This window comes from Paenibacillus xanthanilyticus (assembly GCF_042682185.1).
GTDB classification, from domain to species: Bacteria; Bacillota; Bacilli; order Paenibacillales; family Paenibacillaceae; genus Paenibacillus_Z; species Paenibacillus_Z xanthanilyticus.
Genome location: NZ_JBHUHA010000001.1, coordinates 3,616,049 through 3,628,914 on the forward strand (window position 1 = coordinate 3,616,049; position 12,866 = coordinate 3,628,914).

The 12,866-nt window shown below is 60.0% G+C and carries 12 protein-coding genes; 6 read left to right on the top strand and 6 right to left on the bottom strand.

The window, feature by feature from the left end; all coding sequences use genetic code 11:
* Positions 1–23: 23 nt before the first annotated feature.
* Positions 24–1,556 (bottom strand): stalk domain-containing protein, encoded by a 1,533-nt coding sequence (locus ACFSKT_RS15540; protein ID WP_377721884.1) that lies wholly within the window; start codon positions 1,554–1,556, stop codon positions 24–26.
* Positions 1,557–1,802: 246 nt separating this feature from the next.
* Here ACFSKT_RS15540 and ACFSKT_RS15545 point away from each other — a divergent pair, with 246 nt between their 5' ends.
* Complete coding sequence (locus ACFSKT_RS15545) at positions 1,803–2,339, top strand: hypothetical protein (RefSeq protein WP_377721885.1); 537 nt, start codon at positions 1,803–1,805, stop codon at positions 2,337–2,339.
* 199 nt (positions 2,340–2,538) lie between these two features.
* On the opposite strand, the gene ACFSKT_RS15550 is transcribed toward ACFSKT_RS15545, so the two are convergent.
* The 4 genes from ACFSKT_RS15550 to ACFSKT_RS15565 form a co-directional block, all read right to left on the bottom strand.
* On the bottom strand, positions 2,539–3,291 hold the full coding sequence (locus ACFSKT_RS15550) for a GTP pyrophosphokinase (RefSeq protein WP_377721886.1): 753 nt from the start codon (positions 3,289–3,291) through the stop codon (positions 2,539–2,541).
* 169 nt (positions 3,292–3,460) lie between these two features.
* A complete protein-coding gene (locus ACFSKT_RS15555) occupies positions 3,461–4,645 on the bottom strand; it encodes a glycosyltransferase family 4 protein (protein WP_377721887.1) in 1,185 nt (394 codons plus the stop codon).
* A gap of 23 nt (positions 4,646–4,668) precedes the next feature.
* Positions 4,669–5,868 (bottom strand): glycosyltransferase, encoded by a 1,200-nt coding sequence (locus ACFSKT_RS15560; RefSeq protein ID WP_377721888.1) that lies wholly within the window; start codon positions 5,866–5,868, stop codon positions 4,669–4,671.
* 332 nt (positions 5,869–6,200) lie between these two features.
* On the bottom strand, positions 6,201–6,587 hold the full coding sequence (locus ACFSKT_RS15565) for a hypothetical protein (protein ID WP_377721889.1): 387 nt from the start codon (positions 6,585–6,587) through the stop codon (positions 6,201–6,203).
* Positions 6,588–6,767: 180 nt separating this feature from the next.
* Here ACFSKT_RS15565 and ACFSKT_RS15570 point away from each other — a divergent pair, with 180 nt between their 5' ends.
* From ACFSKT_RS15570 to ACFSKT_RS15580, 3 genes are all read left to right on the top strand, one after another.
* The gene (locus ACFSKT_RS15570; protein ID WP_377721890.1) at positions 6,768–8,015 is read left to right on the top strand and encodes a sialidase family protein; all 1,248 of its coding nucleotides are present in this window, start codon (positions 6,768–6,770) and stop codon (positions 8,013–8,015) included.
* Positions 8,016–8,166: 151 nt separating this feature from the next.
* Entirely contained in the window at positions 8,167–8,706 is a 540-nt protein-coding gene (locus ACFSKT_RS15575) for a GNAT family N-acetyltransferase (RefSeq protein WP_377721891.1), read from the top strand.
* Positions 8,707–9,024: 318 nt separating this feature from the next.
* Positions 9,025–10,377, top strand: coding sequence for a TrkH family potassium uptake protein (locus tag ACFSKT_RS15580; protein WP_377721892.1), 1,353 nt, complete (start codon positions 9,025–9,027; stop codon positions 10,375–10,377).
* Positions 10,378–10,489: 112 nt separating this feature from the next.
* Here ACFSKT_RS15580 and ACFSKT_RS15585 read toward each other — a convergent pair whose 3' ends face one another.
* Positions 10,490–11,596 carry a PdaC/SigV domain-containing protein gene (locus ACFSKT_RS15585; protein WP_377721893.1) on the bottom strand — a complete coding sequence of 369 codons (1,107 nt, stop codon included), beginning with the start codon at positions 11,594–11,596 and terminating at the stop codon, positions 10,490–10,492.
* 187 nt (positions 11,597–11,783) lie between these two features.
* Here ACFSKT_RS15585 and ACFSKT_RS15590 point away from each other — a divergent pair, with 187 nt between their 5' ends.
* The gene (locus tag ACFSKT_RS15590; RefSeq protein WP_377721894.1) at positions 11,784–12,482 is read left to right on the top strand and encodes a pirin family protein; all 699 of its coding nucleotides are present in this window, start codon (positions 11,784–11,786) and stop codon (positions 12,480–12,482) included.
* Between the two features lie 17 nt (positions 12,483–12,499).
* Positions 12,500–12,835: a hypothetical protein gene (locus tag ACFSKT_RS15595; RefSeq protein WP_377721895.1), complete on the top strand. Its 336-nt coding sequence runs from the start codon at positions 12,500–12,502 to the stop codon at positions 12,833–12,835.
* The last annotated feature ends 31 nt before the right edge of the window (positions 12,836–12,866 follow it).

The window sequence follows — 12,866 nt, forward strand, 5'->3', positions numbered from 1 at the left end:
GCAAGCCTCACGGCTTGCCTATATTACGTGCGTACGCGAACGTACATTTTGTCGTTCTCCTGCAAGTCGATGACCGGGTAGCGGACCTGCCATTTGCCATTGTCCAGCTTCGTCACTTCACCGGACGCAAAGCCGCGCGGCTCGAAGTTGAACTCCTGCTGGTAATAGACGGACAGCTGGATCGTCTGGTTCGGCAGCGCCTTGCGAAGCGCGGCTCCCGCGTCGATCGCCCAATAGCGGAGATCGTCGGCCGTCTTGTCCCCGTACAGCATATAGAAGGACGAATCGATGACCGCGTCAATGACCAGCCAGCCCGAGGCGTCGCGCTTCACTTCGACGTTCTTCAGCTCGGTCGTGCCTTCCAACGTCGTGACGGATCCGAAATTATCCGCGAACGCCTTGCGAATCTCTTCGGTCGTCGCGCCTTCAAGCTTCAGCTCGGATGCCGGCTCGAACGCCGCCTTCTTCGGATTCAGGCTGTACTCCTGAAGCAGCGCCAGCACGTGGCGGACGGAGACCGCGAAGTTCAAATCCGCGCTCGTCCCTTCGATCTTGGACGTCGTAATGCCGAGCAGCTCGCCGCTCTCGTTGAACATGGCGCCGCCGGAGCTGCCGTGGTCGATCGGCGCGCTCGTCTGATAGTACAGCGTGCCGGCTTCGTAGGTGATGTTGCTGATCAGGCCCTCGGCCGCCGTGTTCTGGAAGCCGAGCGGGCTTCCGATCGTCACGATGCGGCTGCCCTTCTCCACGAAGAAGGGACTGGCCAGCTTCACCGGCGAGACGCTAAGCGCGGTCTCGGTCTGAATGATCGCCAGATCGGCGTCTTCGTTGACCGCGACGATGCCTTTGACGCCGAGTGTCGTACCGTCGTTCAACGCGACCGTTGCTTTGGAAGCGCCCGTCACGACATGATAGTTGGTCAAAATCAAGCTGCCGCCGACGACGACGCCGCTGCCTTGTCCTTTGTCGGTCGTGATCATGACGACCTTCTCGTCGTTCATCGCGACGATCTCCTGCGTGGTCAGCGCTTCGGTTGCCGCTTCGGTCCCGCCGCCCGTCGCTGCCTCGTCTTCTGCGTCCTGCTGCTCGGAAGTGATCCGAATGACCCGCTGCTTGGCATCCACCGCCACTTCCGCGCCCAGCGCTTCGGCTACGAAGCGAAGCGGGACGAGCGTCGTGCCGTTCTTCTGCTGGGCTGCGGTCTGCAGCTTGACGGAAGCGCCGTTCTTCACGGCGTAGGCGGAACCGATCTTCAGCGAGATATAATCGCTGCCCTTGGTCGCGAGAATCGTCTTCGTCTGTGCGTCCCACGTCACGTTTGCGCGAAGCGCGCCGAAGATCGCGCGCATCGGAACGAGCGTCGTGCCGTTCTTCACCGTCGGAGCCTGCGGCAATGCCAGGTTAACGCCGTCCACGAATACTTTCATGACGGATGTCTGCGCGCTGGCCGAAGCCGCGGCCGCCACTCCCGGCTGCAGAGCGGACAACGGCGCAAGCACGAGCCCTGCTGCGAGAACGGATGCGATTATCCGTTGTTTAAAAGGGTTGCTATTCATGGTCAGGTATCCTCCGGTTTTTGTAATCTCCCATGAGGTTATCCTATCAGAGGGCCTATGAACTGTCTATGAATAAACATTGGTTGGACTGCTTAAAAGTCGCTGAAAAGGACAGCCGCAGCGAGACCGGACGCAAGCTCGCCAGAATTCCAAAGAACCGCGGCTTGCGCGCATGGCATCGGGCATTCCCGTATGCTATAGTGGTGGAATGTCAATTGAAACGCCCACCTTCAAGGAGGATCGACTATGCTATTCGACCCGTCGATTTACGATAATTTAAAGGTAGCTTTCGAGAATCAGCTCTACGACCTGGACAATCTGGATGCGAGAATCACCGTTACCGGGCGGCGCGATCTGCTCGATATGGCGGTTATGTCGCGCGCGTTCGCGATCCGGTTCGTGCTGCGGGAGGCGCCGGCGCTCGAAGCCGAGCTCTTATTGGAAGCGTCGCTTGCGGAGCTGGCCGCGGAAATTATGGAGCTCGCGGAACAGAAGCCCGGCTGCCGGCTGTCGCTCCGGTTCCATCAGCAGGTGCCGCGCGATACGGCAGACGATGCTTGTGCCCGCATCCATCGCATTCTCGCCGACATTTGGAGTCCAGAGCTGCCGCCGCGCCAGACGCTGCAATTCCAATACCAGGACGAGCAGTCTGCGCCCGTATTCGCGCATACCGCGGAGCTGACTTTCAATCGCAAGATCGACGAGGAACAGATGGAGGATATTCCGGACTTGCTGGAGCATGTGCTGCGAACGCTTGCGGAGCTGGATGCCGCGCGCAAGTAACGGACAACGCCAAGAGGCTGAGCTGTCATCGGGATGATGACGTCTCAGCCTCTTCTGCTACGGATGCGCCGCGACGCTCCGCCCGAGTCGCGCTTTTCCGGGCCGCTCCTCCCATCCGGCTTGTCCAAGGACGGCCGCGACGGATACGAATGACCACGATGTCCGTGATCTTCGGCGGCGCGCCCCCAACCGCTGCCTGTTACCCCCGACTCTCGCCATCGCCTTCGATCAGTTCGAGCAGCGAGGCCGGTAGGGAAAATTGCTGGTTGTTCAGCCGAATATGGCGCAGCTCGTTCTCTTCGATCAGCTTGCCTTCCTTCAGCTCATTCATCTCGCGATGCAGCCGCTCCATCTGGCGATCCAGCAACGTGGCCGAATCCGCGGCCGCCTTCAGCTCCGCCATAAGCCGCTCGGGCACCGCTTCGTTGTATTTATAGAAAATTTTATGCTCCAGGCTTGCCCAGAAATCCATGGCGATCGTCCGGATCTGCACCTCGATGCAGACGCGTTCCACCCGATCCGACATGAAGACCGGCACCTCGATCAACATATGCAGGCTTTGGTAGCCGTTCGGCTTCGGCTCGCGGATGTAATCCTTGGTCTCCAGCACGACCAGATCGGATTGCCCGGCCAGCATGTCGCGCACCCGGTAGATATCCGAGATGAACGAGCACGTGATCCGCAACCCCGCGATGTCGCGGATATTGGCGCGTATGCTGTCCAGCGAGATATTCAGCTTCTTGCGGAACAGCTTGTTCATGATGCTCTCGGGCGACTTCAGCCGGGACTTGGTATGTTCGATCGGATTATAGTCATGAAGCAGCTGAAACTCTTCCTTCAAAATATCGATCTTCGTCTCCATCTCGTCGAGCGCAAATTTGTACACCATCATGAACCGGGTAATCGTCTGCTTCAACTGGTGAAAATGTTCGATGGACTCCTGCGGGCTCATGGCCACAACTCCCCCTTGCGCTTGCTTGTCCTGCGGCGGCAGCCGCGAACGGGCCGCAGCCTCAGCATACCGCAACCCGCAGCGATTGTCCAAAAGGACCGGCGGCTGCGCCAAGCGCCAATAACCCCGCGCCGGGCGCGGGGGGGTGGCGTACGACAAGCGGCTTCCGTCAGGTAGGCGTATCTCCGTCCTTCTCCGCTCTTCCGACGAATCTCGAGATGCCCAGACGGGCGCTGGCCAAGCGTGGCATGATGCCCGGCTTCGCGTCGGATTCCGCCGGTTTCGGCTTCACGCCGAGCTGCCGGAGCATAGCCGCGAAGTGCCCCGTATACCGCGAAGGGGCGAACTGTTCCGATATATGCTTGACGCCGTTGTCCCGGATCCGCTCCCGGAGCGCCCGGTCGTTCATCAGCTGACCCGCCTGCTCGATCGCTTCCATCAAGTTGCCCCGGGCGTACAGCTTGCCCGTCTCGTCGTGCGTAATGAACCGCCGTATACCGCCCGAATCGGTGGATAGTACCGGACAGCGGCATAGCAGCGCCTCCGCCACCGCGTAGCCGAAGCCTTCCATGATCGAGGTCGAGCACAGGAACCCGCCCGAATCGCCAATGATCGAATAGTAGTCCGCCATCAATTGATGCGGCACGCAGTCGTACTGGTAGAGCCGCTTCTCCAGCCCCAGCTTGGCGACGAGCGCGTCGAACGCCGCGCGCTCCGACGGCTGCGAGAGCGCGCGGTCCTCGAACATCCACAGCTGCAGGTCCGGCTTCTCGACCGACAGCCGGAAGCCGAGCTCCAGATACTCGCGCCAGTTCTTGTTCGGCTCGATCCGTCCGACCCAACCGAGGATCGGCGCTTGATGCGGCGGGTACGCTTCATAGCCGAACGTGCCGACCGGCAGCGGATCGTCGAAGCAGTACTGCGGCAAGTCACTCAGGTGCTCCCGCATCAGCTCCTCGAGCTGCTTCGTTCTCGGGTATACGATCGCATCCGCGTTCTCGCGCACCCGCTCTTCGAATTCGATCATGATTTGCTTGGCCGTCTCCGGCGTGCCAAGCCCCTGCACTTCGTAGATCAGACAGCCCTGGTAGCCCGCCTGCCGCACCGATTCCAGGAGATAACTGTCCGTGCATACGACGATGGCGTCATACCGCTCGCGCGCGAGCAAGTCCTTCAGCTCCTTGTCGTTCTCCACGATATGGGTCGGGATGTTGCGGATATTTTGCATGCCGGACCCACCCATTTTGTACAGCAGGTGGCACTCGAAGCCTTTCGCCCCGAGCGCTTGGCACCGGATGCGATTGAGCGTCTCCATGCCGCCGCTGGGATTATAGAACGTGAACAAAATTTTCATCGCTGCCGCTCCCTTCGCTCGGTTTAATGGATACCCATCAGCTTCGACAGCGCCGTCGTCCGGAACAGCTCGCCCGTGAAGTCCGTCAAGGATCGTCCGTCTCCGGGATAGCGGTAGCCGACCTGCCGGTCGTCGGTGTAGAAGTCGGACAGCACTTCGCCGCCTGTGCGGTTCAGCTGCTGCACGAGAATTGTCAAATCCATCGGTTCGGGAAACAGCCGCGAGTCCAGGACCATCGTATACGGCGTCGAGACGCCGCGCATGAAGACGCGAAGCGCGGCTTGCCGGGATGCGTTCGGGTAGGCGCGAAATGCCGTGGTCGGGTGCGAAATTTCTGCCAGCTTGCGCGTCACGCTCTTATCGACGCTCAAATCCAGCACGTGCACATGGTAGTTGCTAAACGCCTGCTCATAGACGTTCTCCAGCCGATCGATCTCGCTTTGGCCCGCGCTGCGCAGCGGATAGATCAGCGTGACTTCCGGCATGATGCCGCGCCGCTGCCTGGCCTGCATCCGCGCCAGATGATACGCGTAACGCCATCTGCGGTGCTGATGCACGCTTTTGAGCGTCGCCGACACGCTCAGCGTGGAATCAACCCGGTAGTCGACCAGCTCCACCGGAACAAAACGGATCTCGCAATGCTCGCACAGCCGCAGCCAATATTCGTAATCCTCCACCGGCTCCAGGCGATAGCCCTCGATCTTCCGCGCGATTTCCGCTTTATACATAAACGAAACGCCAATGATCGATCCGTCCAGCAGCGCTTCCTTCGGCTGCGACTGATATGCCCGCTGCGCCACCAGCCCTTTGCCCTCCAATACGCGGTTCCCCTGGTTGTCGATACTGTTGAAGGAGCTGTACGCGAGGCCTAGCGACTCCGGCCCTTTGCGCAGCGTGCCGCGCAGCACCTCCAGAAACGCCGGATGGTAGACGTTATCGCTCGAAGCCCATGTCCAGTACAAGAGCCGATCGTCATTGGCCAGATGCGAAAAACCCGTGTTCAGCGTCGCGGCGACCCCGCGGTTCACATCATGCCGGATGATCTCCACCCGGGGATCGGAACCCACGAACCTTCTGGCCAGCGTCTCCATCTCCGGCGCGCCGTCGATCACGATCACGAAGCGGAACTCGCGGAGCGTCTGCGTCAGGATCGATTGGATGGCCGCTTCGAGAAAAGCCGGAACCTGCTTATACACAGGCATGACGACCCCCACATCAACCATAAACATCCTCCTTTGCGCGGGTGAAATCCCTTTTAGTGCGTGTTCAAAAAGCCGACGATTCAGCACCGAGAAGGTTGCATGAAGGCGAAGAAGGAGGAGCGGAGTTTAGGCAAACCTAAATGAGCACCGGACTTCAAGCCTGAACGCAAGATTCGACGCCGAGCTGCTCCTTGATCTGCTTCGTGATCAATCGGCGACTTTTTGAATAACCTCTTTTACCAGTGTATGGGAAGATTGCGGGAATGCCTGTGCACGTATCCCTGAAGCGCTTATACCCCACCCAAAAGAAGCCGCGGAAGCAAGCTCCCGCGGCGAAAGGAGAACACGACGGCTTATATTACGCCGTCGGTGGGGGTTAAGACCGGAATCTCCGTCAGCTCCGACTGCAGCACCCGCTGGCCGGCCACCAGGTTACCAAACTCGTCGACGCCGAAGACGGAAAGCAGCGCGTTCGGCAGCGGCGTTATGATGCTCAGCTGCACCTCGTAGGCGAGGTTGCCCGCAATGTTGAACAGCTGCCGGGTGGCGCTGTTCGGAGCCACGACGATACCGGTCTGGTAGACTGGCGAAAGCGTCAGCGTCGTGGCCGATAAGGCGAATATCTGCACGATGACGGTCACGTCCGCGACCTGGTCCAAGTTGCGCACGTTGACAACCACGTTCGTCGCGGCCGTCCCGGTCGCCCGCGTGTTCGTCAGCAAACTCGTTGTGAAGGGCATCGTCTCCACACATCCTCTCATCCCTATTTCCTACCAATCTATGTGACGCGAGCGCGAAGATGTGGATTTCACACGGCAACACGCGCCTGTTTTTGCTAGATGCGGGAGACTTGCCAGGCCAGCCCTTAATCTAGCGGCATATAGTATGGCAAGCTTGTAACCTGAGGAGGTTCGATTGTCATGACCAACTTCAACTTCCCGGTCAGCGATCCGGGAAACCCGAAGTTCGAGCCTGCGGTAGCCGTGAACTTACTCTCCCCGAACGTCATGATCGCCGTGGCGGTAGATACGACGGACGGCACGCCGCAGACGGGGCTGTATCGTTCGCTGGACGGCGGCGCGAATTGGAGCAAGCGGATCCTGCCGATCCTGCCGCCCTTCACGGGCGCGGAGGCGCCGTTCGTCGCCTATGCGTTCCCGACCACGTTCTACGTCACCGCGCATGCGTTCCCCGGCGCGCAGAGCGGAACTTGCATCGTCTACAAATCGACGGACAACGGCACGACGTTCTCCGCTCCCGTAATTGTCGGCCCCGGGTATGGGACGTATATTAATAACGACGAGACGAGCGTCACCGTCGACAACGGACAGTCCAGTCCCTATCTGGGGAACGTCTACATCACGTATAACCACCAATTCAACGTCGCCAACGGCGGCAACTCGACGGCCTTCCTCAATCGATCGACCGACGGCGGGACGACTTGGGATCAGCCGGTCAAGCTGTCCGGGGAATCCGACCGCGTCGAGCGCCCGGAGGTCGCGGTCGATCTCGTCGGCAACGTCTATGCCGCTTGGGTCACGATCAGCCCGTCGTACCGGTTCATCGTGCGGCGGTCAACGGACGGCGGCGCCACCTTCTCGCAAGCGATCAACGTCGCCACCATCACCCCCGTGCCGACCGTCCTGCCCGTGCCCGGCTATGCGTTCCGCGTGCTGACGTTCGCCAATATCTCCACCGACAACTCTGTCGGCCCCACGACCGGACGGGTCTACTGCGTCTGGCAGGACTATCGACAAGGCTATTCCGACATCTACATGTCCTTCTCCGATAACTTAGGGCAGTCCTGGTCATCGGCAGTATCCATAACCGGCGCGCCTTCCGGCACCCAGAACTTCTTCCCGGCCATCGACGTCGATCCGCTGACCGGCGTCGTCAATATTATCTACTACAGCAACCAGATCAACGGCTTCGACCTCGACGTCTACGTCGCCCGTTCGATTAACGGCGGCGCGACGTTCACGAATACCCGGATCACGACGCAATCGTTCAGCCCGAACGGCAGCAGCCCGACGCCCATTCCGCTTATCGGGGACTACATCGACATCGCCAGCGTGCCGCCCGGCGGGTACATCGGGACGTGGGCGGACACGCGAAACGGAAGCTTGCAGATATACGCCGGCTACTCGGATGTCGTGATTACGCCATAGGAGCTTATGCAGGCGGGCATACGCTGGCCTCTCCTTCCCGAAGCGCCTCCCATTGCGGCAACCCTCGCGGTTGGATAAGATGGGAGAGCCGGATTCATTTGCCATCATAACCGCGGGCTTGACCGCCCGATTCGAAGGAGTGCTGCCCGCTATGCCTACCCACGATTTGTTCCGCGGCGAGCTGATCCGCTTCGCCGCCCCTCGAGCCGAAGATGCCGACGAGCTGGCCCGCTTCTCGGAGGACTATGCGTACTTAACCCAGGTCGACACCGAGCATGCCATTCCGCAAACGCCCGATGCCTACGGCAGCGCCAACAGAGCCAACACGATCGAATTTCATCTGCGCACGCTCGAGGATGACCGGTTCATCGGGTTCGTCGCCCTGCACAGCATCGAATGGAACAACCAGGCGGCCCTCGTCGCGGTCGGGATCGGCGATCCGAACGACCGGGGCCGGGGCTTCGGCATCGAGGCGCTGCGGATGATTCTGCGCTATGCTTTCCACGAGCTGAACCTGAACCGCGTCGGGTTGGATGTCATTTCGTACAACGAGGCGGCTTATCGCGCCTATAAGAAAGCCGGCTTCATCGACGAGGGACGTGCCCGTTCGGCCGTGCTGCGCGGCGGCCAAAGCTACGACCTGATCAAAATGGGCATTCTACGCGCGGAATGGGAAGCGAATCAAGCCTAGTACGGCCCGGTGAAAGCGAGAGCCGCGAAGATTGACGGACCGTGCGGCTGTAATCGGATTTTCGGCAGCAAGCGGCGGCACAGCCTAGATGGCCGTGCCGCTAGTTTTCTAAAAAGAAGAAATTCTAAATTTCACGTCTATAATTCAGCTTCTATTTTTCCGGAATGAAACTTGCCGCACCTCCAGTGGACGACAGCCGTTTCACCGTATTGCCCGGGAAATTGTCGAATGAAAGCGTTTGTACGCAGCACACTATTTTACCCCATATGCTCCCATCTGCTATGATTAACGCTATACCGCATTCAGGAGGCTTCCCGCTTGAGCTCGACGATTCGAAAAAAGAAACTCAAACCCGTCCAATTGGTCGTATCTATTTATATCATCACGACTTTCGTCGCCGCCGGGATCCTTCGACTCCCATTCCTGCATAAGGAGCATGTAGATATCGGCTTCATCGACGCGTTGTTCACGGCGGCCAGCGCCATCAGCGTCACCGGCTTAACGGTGATCGACGTGTCGGACGTGTTCAATACGGCAGGGCTGATCGTGCTGATCATCCTGTTCCAAATCGGCGGCATCGGCATCATGACGCTCGGCACCTTATTCTGGTTGCTGTTCGGCCAACGCATCGGGCTGGAGCAGCGCATGTTTATCGCGGCCGACCATAACCAATCGACGCTATCCGGGCTTGTGGGCTTGATGCGGAGCATTCTGCTGCTCGCGGTCATCATCGAAGTCACCGGCGCGCTGCTGCTCGGCACTCATACGCTCATGACCGGCTATCACGAGCATTGGTACACCGCCTATTTCCATGGGTTGTTCGCCTCGGTCAGCGCGTTCACGAACGCCGGCTTCGATCTGAACGGCAACTCGCTCATTCCGTTCGCGCACGACTACTATTATCAGATCGTGACGATGGGTCTCATCATCGCGGGCGGGATCGGCTTCCCTGTCCTGCTCGAGCTGAAATGGCGGATTATGCATCCGAAGGAGCGGCATCGGTTTACGCTGCTGACCAAGATCGCGCTCCTGATGTTCGCCTTTCTCGCCACGCTCGGCACGGTCACGTTCTTCTTGTTCGAGCGGACGCACTTCCTCCAAGGCCATGGGGCGGTGGATTCGTTCTTCTACTCGTTGTTCCATTCCATCTCGGCCCGCAGCGGCGGCGTCACGACGATGGACGTTAGCCAGCTGTCGTCCCCGACGCTGCTCATGCTCTCGGGTCTGATGTTCATCGGCGCCTCGCCGAGCAGCGTCGGCGGCGGGATCCGGACGACGACGATGTTCGTCATGCTCGCTGCCGTGTGGTCTTATATGCGCGGCGCGCCGAATACGAAGGTGTTCGGCCGCGAGCTGCTCGAGGAGGACATCCGCCGCTCGTTCATCGTCTTCTTCACGGCCACGATCTTCGTGTTCACCGCGATGCTGCTCATGGCGTGGACCAATCCGTATCCGCTGCATCAGCTGCTGTTCGAAGTATGCTCCGCCTTCGGAACGACCGGCCTGTCGACGGGCATTACCGGGACGCTCAGCCTATCCGGCAAACTGATCCTGATCGTCATGATGCTCATCGGCCGCGTCGGCATCATTAACCTGCTGCTTACGCTCAAGCAGGAGGAGCATCCGGTGCGCATCCGGTATCCGAAGGAGCAGGTCATCGTCGGGCAGTAAGCGAGCGCGTGAAGACGCCATCGCAACGCCATACACCTGGGATAGATCGCAGAAAAAGCCTCCGACCGGCGAACGGTCGGAGGCTTTTGATCGTGGCCAGCTATGGAGCGGCTTACTTGAATTTGGACAGCGGAATGACGAATTCCGGAATGCCCGCCGCGTACGGCGTATATTCATACAGGCCGAAGTACACCACGAGCGCATCCCCGCGCAGGTAAAACCGCTGGTCGGCGTCGATCGTCGTGAACGGCTCGATAAGCGGCAGGTCGGTCGCTTTGATCTGGCGTTTGATCTCCTCGTTGACGATGGCGATATAATTCGCGTTGCCGCCCGCCGCTTCCTGCAGCGTCAGCTCCTTGCCCGTCTTCAGGTCGTACGTGTGCGATTGCAGATCGTACATGCCGTGCGCGCCGCCGGAGTAAGTGTAGACGTCGAAATGCAGGCTTAACAGTCCGCCGTCGTTCTTCGTGACCGTGTAGTTCACGTCATAGGTAAGCGAGTATTCCCCGATCCACTCTTCGCCGCCGAAGTCTTTCACGAACGCTAGACCCGCGGTCTCGTACGCTTTGCCTTCCGCGGCCAGCAGCGTGTTAATCTTGCTCTGTACGTCGGCGTCCGCGAAGCCCTGCAGCTGCGGATATTGCACCGTCATCTCGACCTTGTCCTTCGTCTGCTCAATCGAGCGGTTGGCGAGCGTCAGCGCATTGCGCGCCGCTTCCTTGATCGTCACCCGCTTCTTGGCCGTATCGTAGCCGATCTCGTAATCCATCTGCTCCAGCAGGAAGCGGAGCGGCAAATACGTCGTTCCCTTGACGATAATGGGCTGTTCGGCGGCGTACCCGAGTCTATGGCCGTTCACGTCATATTGATACGCGCCTTCGACCGGCTTCATGGATAGCTTCTTCGACTTGCCGCCGACCGAGATGACCTTCGTCTTCGCATCCCATCCGGCGGTCAGCCTGAGCTCCTTGCTCAGGAAAGCCAATCCGATATAGGTCTGGCCGCTCATGACGCCGCCCGGCACGCTGACCGCCCGTCCGCCGATCACGACGTCCAGCGTCTGCAGCTTGAAGCCTGCCGGCACCGCTTCCGCCGCGTATGCGGCATTGCTTGCAGCAGGAATGGCCTGCACGCCGGCGCCCAGCAGCAGCGCCGCCGCCAGCGGCAGCCCCGCCATTCTCCGCATTCCCTCGTATTGGCGCGTTCTCTTGTTGTTCATGCCCGATTGCTCCTCTCGATGCGGACGCTACCGTCCGCTCGCTATTCGTTTCTACGTCCAGCATCAAACTCCTCTTATCCGGCGACCGCCTGCCCTGGGAACGGCTGAGAACGGCTGGGGCGCCTCGCTTTGCCAGCGCGTCCCTCGCCGTGGTATCGTGGACATAACGATAAAAGGAGGGAAATCCATGATTGCCATTTATCCCGCATCCTCGCGACATGCCGGCGACAAGGGATGGCTGAAGAGCCAATTCAGCTTCTCGTTCGGCGATTACTACGACGAGAACAACACGTCCTTCGGCCCGCTTCGCGTCTTCAACAACGACATTATCCAGGGCGGCTTCGGCTTCGGCGCGCACCCGCACCGCGAGATGGAGATCGTCTCCATCGTCCTTCAAGGCCAGCTCAAGCACGAAGACAGCACGGGCGAATCCGCCGTCACCACCTGGGGCGGCGTCCAGCGCATGACCGCCGGCACCGGCCTCGTCCACTCCGAGGTGAATCCCGGCGAAGAGGACTGCCATCTGCTGCAAATCTGGGTGAGCCCGAACGAGAGCAAGCTCCCGCCCTCCTACGAGACGACCACCTACGACACAGACGCCCTGAAAGGCCGGCTGCTGCCGATCGTCTCCCACCAGGCGAGCGAACGCGTCGCGTTCATTCACCAAGACTTGACGATGTATCTCTCCGAGCTGGAAGAAGGCCAGACGCTTCAATTCGAGCAGCCGGAAGGGCGCCGCATCTACCTGTTCGTCATCGAGGGCCGCGTCGCGATCGACGAGGGCCACGAGCTCGGCTGGCGGGATACCGCCCGCATCGCCGACCATCCGCGCCTGACGATCAACGCTCGCGCCAAATCCTTATTCCTGCTCATCGATCTGCCTTAATAAAGGAGACAACAAGTATGACGAACGCGATTCACAAAAAGTTGCTGATCAAGCAGGTCATCGGCCGGCTGCTGCTCGACACCGAACAAAGCGGCTGCGCCTTCACGCTGGAGCCGAACGGCGACGGCTGGCTCGTCTCCTTGCAGCGCGTCCCGTTGGACGCGGGCCACGAGATCAAGCGGCTGGAGGATGACCTGAACCTGTTCTACTTCGAGGAGAACAAGGCGACCGGCGAGCTGCGCAAATGGTGGCTGTACGATCTGGACGTCCCCGCGATGGACTGGGATGCGGAGCAGCAGACGCTGACGCTGCGGGTCAGCTCGCGAGTGGGGTATACGAACGAGAAGGTGTAGGGGAAGGTAGGTTGCGCGGCATGACTCCGCT

What these genes read in the sequence shown, in the direction of transcription:
- ACFSKT_RS15590 (WP_377721894.1), top strand. Translation starts at nt 11,784, where the DNA reads ATGATTGCCATTTATCCCGCATCCTCGCGACATGCCGGCGACAAGGGA.
- ACFSKT_RS15550 (WP_377721886.1), bottom strand. Translation starts at nt 3,291, where the DNA reads ATGAGCCCGCAGGAGTCCATCGAACATTTTCACCAGTTGAAGCAGACG.
- ACFSKT_RS15595 (WP_377721895.1), top strand. Translation starts at nt 12,500, where the DNA reads ATGACGAACGCGATTCACAAAAAGTTGCTGATCAAGCAGGTCATCGGC.
- ACFSKT_RS15540 (WP_377721884.1), bottom strand. Translation starts at nt 1,556, where the DNA reads ATGAATAGCAACCCTTTTAAACAACGGATAATCGCATCCGTTCTCGCA.
- ACFSKT_RS15570 (WP_377721890.1), top strand. Translation starts at nt 6,768, where the DNA reads ATGACCAACTTCAACTTCCCGGTCAGCGATCCGGGAAACCCGAAGTTC.
- ACFSKT_RS15575 (WP_377721891.1), top strand. Translation starts at nt 8,167, where the DNA reads ATGCCTACCCACGATTTGTTCCGCGGCGAGCTGATCCGCTTCGCCGCC.
- ACFSKT_RS15585 (WP_377721893.1), bottom strand. Translation starts at nt 11,596, where the DNA reads ATGAACAACAAGAGAACGCGCCAATACGAGGGAATGCGGAGAATGGCG.
- ACFSKT_RS15545 (WP_377721885.1), top strand. Translation starts at nt 1,803, where the DNA reads ATGCTATTCGACCCGTCGATTTACGATAATTTAAAGGTAGCTTTCGAG.
- ACFSKT_RS15560 (WP_377721888.1), bottom strand. Translation starts at nt 5,868, where the DNA reads ATGGTTGATGTGGGGGTCGTCATGCCTGTGTATAAGCAGGTTCCGGCT.
- ACFSKT_RS15555 (WP_377721887.1), bottom strand. Translation starts at nt 4,645, where the DNA reads ATGAAAATTTTGTTCACGTTCTATAATCCCAGCGGCGGCATGGAGACG.
- ACFSKT_RS15565 (WP_377721889.1), bottom strand. Translation starts at nt 6,587, where the DNA reads ATGCCCTTCACAACGAGTTTGCTGACGAACACGCGGGCGACCGGGACG.